4 protein-coding genes are annotated in these 2791 nt (G+C 59.2%); all 4 read left to right on the top strand.

From position 1 onward, the window contains the following. Nucleotides 1–104: 104 nt before the first annotated feature. Entirely contained in the window at nt 105–467 is a 363-nt protein-coding gene (tnpA, locus tag JNB88_RS33030; RefSeq protein WP_220359156.1) for an IS66-like element accessory protein TnpA, read from the top strand. Next, nucleotides 464–811, top strand: coding sequence for an IS66 family insertion sequence element accessory protein TnpB (tnpB, locus tag JNB88_RS33025; protein ID WP_220359155.1), 348 nt, complete (start codon nt 464–466; stop codon nt 809–811). The genes tnpA and tnpB overlap by 4 nt, the downstream gene beginning before the upstream one ends. Before the next feature lie 72 nt (nt 812–883). Further along, nucleotides 884–2449, top strand: a complete 1566-nt coding sequence (gene tnpC, locus JNB88_RS33020) for an IS66 family transposase (protein WP_220359154.1) — start codon at nt 884–886, stop codon at nt 2447–2449. Next, nucleotides 2449–2754 (top strand): hypothetical protein, encoded by a 306-nt coding sequence (locus JNB88_RS34505; RefSeq protein ID WP_338111082.1) that lies wholly within the window; start codon nt 2449–2451, stop codon nt 2752–2754. Before tnpC ends, JNB88_RS34505 begins: the two co-directional genes overlap by 1 nt. Nucleotides 2755–2791: the final 37 nt, after the last annotated feature.

Here is a 2791-nt window from a genome sequence, read left to right as displayed (position 1 = left end):
GTGAGCGTCCGGTGAGCTGTTTTTGCTGATCGGGCAAATCAGGCGATGTTCTGGCATTCGAACCAGCATTAATGCTGACATTAATACCAGAACAAAGAGGTTTCATGGCTCGCATGGAGATCATGTCCGGTACCGAGCGCAGACGGCGTTGGTCGGACGAGGCGAAGCTGAGGATACTGGCGGAAGCTGATGAGCCCGGTGCTCGCATTGGTGACGTGGCTCGCCGGCACGACATTCATCCGGGCCAGATCCGATTATGGCGGCAATCATTCAGCTATGCCGATCGGCCGACGGTGTTCCTCCCGGTGGAAATCACCGAGGAGGTTGGCGTAAGCCAGCCGCCTACGGCGGCAACGAGGCCGGCGATCGTGGAGATCTTGCTTCGAAACGGTCGGCGCTTGAAGGTTCCGGCTGACGTCGAGTTGAAGCTGCTTGGTCCGCTGGTCGCTTGCGTGGAGGCGGTATGATCGGGCCATCGGGGAACGTGCGGGTCTATCTGGCCTGTGGGGTGACCGATATGCGGCGTGGCATTGATGGTTTGTCCGCGCTGGTGGAGACGGTGGTGAAGGAGGCGCCGGGCTCGGGCGCAATCTTCGGCTTCCGCGGAAAGCGCGCTGATCGGATCAAGCTTCTTTGGTGGGATGGCCAGGGATTCTGCCTGTTCTACAAGATTTTGGAGCGCGGATACTTTCCCTGGCCGACGGCGAAAGAGGGCGTCGCGCACCTGACTCAGGGGCAGCTTTCCATGCTCGTGGAAGGGATCGACTGGCGTCGGCCGGCGTGGACTTCGGCTCCTGGCCGAACGGGATAAAAGCTATATTTTGCAGGGACATCCGAGGCATAACGCTGGTGCATCAGAGGCAAATCGGCTAGATTTGCGGGTATGGAAACAGCGCCGCTGGACAGTCAGGACGAGCTCACTGCTTTGCGCGCACTGGTCGCCGAACAGGCGGCGAAGCTTGAGAGCCAGGAAGCCGAGGTCATCAAGCGTGACTCCATAATCGGGCTTCTTCGCGCACAACTGGAGCTGCTCCGACATCGGCAGCATGGCGCCTCTTCGGAAAAGATCGACCGGAAGATAGAGCAGTTCGAACTGATGCTGGAGGAGATTGAGGCCTCCCGTGCCGAGGCTGAACTGCGCTCCGGCAAAACTCCTCTGCCAGAGTTGGAGGACGCATCCGAGAAGCCGAAGCGCAAGCCCTTGCCCGATGGTCTCGCCACCGAAGAACTGGTCTATGCGGCTCCCTGCAATTGCCCGACTTGCGGTGGCACCTCGTTCTTGAAGGCGGCCGACAGGGTGGTCCAGGTGTTGGAGCACGTGCCGGCGTCGGTCAAGATTGTCCGGCATGTCGAAAAGCGCATGATCTGCAGGGAATGCGATACGACGGTGGCTGGCGAGATGCCGACCTTGCCGATCGAGCGCGGCAAACCCGGGCCGGGACTGCTCGCCCATATCATGATCGCCAAATTCGACGATCACATCCCCCTCTATCGCCTCTCCGAGATGTACGACCGGTTGGGGATAGACATCTCCCGATCCGTGATGGCCGACTGGGTCGGCCGCGTGTCTGCTTTGCTGACGCCACTCGTCTTGTTGATCAGGGCCCATATCGCAGCACTCGACCGAATACATACGGACGATACCCCGGTCGATGTTCTCGACCCCGGGCGGGGGAAGACAAAAACCGGGAGGGTCTGGGTCTACGTCTTTGACGGCAGTGGCTATCAATCCGCCACTCCTGCAGCCATCGGCTATTACTACAGCCCTGACCGCAAGGGCGCGCATCCGGCTGACCACCTGGCAAGCTTCAGCGGTGTCATGCATGCAGATGGCTACGGGGGTTACAAGAAACTCTACGGCAATCAGATCATCGAAGCTGCCTGCATGGCGCATGTGCGCCGCAAGTTCCATGATGTGATCAAGCTGAAGCCGTCGCCGATCGCTGAGGAAGGGCTGTCGCGCATCGGCGCTCTCTACGATATCGAGAACCGTATCCGAGGGATGTCGGCTGACGATCGGCGCACCCTGCGCCAACACCATGCCCGACCAGTTCTGGACGATCTCAAGGCCTGGATCGAAACCACGCTCTCGACTTTGCCACAGAAACAGAGGCTGGCCGAGGCGATGCGATACGCCCTGTCGCGATGGGCAGCCTTGAGCGTCTACATCGATGATGGCCGTGTTGAAATCGACAACAACATCGCTGAACGAGCCATGCGTCCACTCGGAATCGGAAGGAAAAACTGGCTTTTTGCCGGCTCGGACAAGGGCGGTGAGCGCATCGCCAACATTCTGACCATCATCGAGACGGTCAAACTGCAAGGCCATAATCCGGAGGTCTATCTGACAGATGTCCTGACCCGGATCCAGGATCATCCCAAGGATCGACTTGAAGATCTGTTGCCCTGGAACTGGACGCCGGCAAACGCTCGGTGCGAGGCTGCCTGATGGCTTGCTCAAGGTTCATCTACACGCTCAACCAAGTCGCCGGCATGGTAGGCGAGAACCTCGAACTGATCGAGGAAATCACCGCGAACTCGGACAACATCTCCGAGGGCGAACTGGTTTACGTAAGTGATGGCAGTGAAGATGGCACGAAGGGCCTGACCGAGAATGGCATCGAAGAACTTCAAAGCCTACTCGCCGACATCAGGACCTGGGACGGCGGTATCCGCGAGTTCCTCGTCGACACACAATGCGATCCCGACATGATCGACCGCGTCATGGCCGATGAGATGAAACGGGGCCAATAGCTCTCGACACTCGAAAATGCCTTCGCCGGACGCTCAC

This window comes from Rhizobium cauense, assembly GCF_019511525.1.
In the GTDB taxonomy this organism is placed as follows: Bacteria; Pseudomonadota; Alphaproteobacteria; order Rhizobiales; family Rhizobiaceae; genus Rhizobium; species Rhizobium cauense.
The sequence above is the reverse complement of the archived record's forward strand: the minus strand, read 5'-3'. Positions and strand labels throughout refer to the sequence as shown.